This is a genomic window from Stenotrophomonas sp. LST15-1-1.1, assembly GCF_040815575.1.
GTDB lineage: Bacteria > Pseudomonadota > Gammaproteobacteria > Xanthomonadales > Xanthomonadaceae > Stenotrophomonas > Stenotrophomonas lactitubi_B.
On sequence record NZ_JBFPNJ010000011.1, the window covers coordinates 1 to 488 of the forward strand.

The 488-nt window shown below is 64.3% G+C and carries 1 protein-coding gene; it reads left to right on the forward strand.

Annotated elements, in window-relative coordinates; translation table 11 throughout:
- Nucleotides 1-488, forward strand: a 488-nt coding sequence (locus MRBLST15_RS07590) for a GTP-binding protein (protein WP_367785612.1), incomplete at both ends; no start/stop codon positions are given.

The window sequence follows — 488 nt, forward strand, 5'->3', positions numbered from 1 at the left end:
CCGATGCCGCAGACCCGCGAGCACATCCTGCTGTCGCGTCAGGTCGGCGTGCCGTACATCGTCGTGTTCCTGAACAAGGCCGACATGGTTGACGATGCCGAGCTGCTGGAACTGGTCGAAATGGAAGTCCGCGAGCTGCTGAGCAAGTACGACTTCCCGGGCGACGACACCCCGATCATCTCGGGTTCGGCCCGTCTGGCGCTGGAAGGCGACCAGAGCGACATCGGCGTGCCGGCCGTCATCAAGCTGGTCGAGGCGCTGGACACCTGGATCCCGACCCCGGAGCGTGACGTCGACAAGGCATTCCTGATGCCGGTCGAAGACGTGTTCTCGATCTCGGGCCGCGGCACCGTGGTGACCGGTCGTATCGAGCGCGGCGTGATCAAGGTCGGCGAAGAAATCGAAATCGTCGGCATCCGCCCGGTGCAGAAGACCACCGTGACCGGCGTGGAAATGTTCCGCAAGCTGCTGGACCAGGGTCAGGCAGG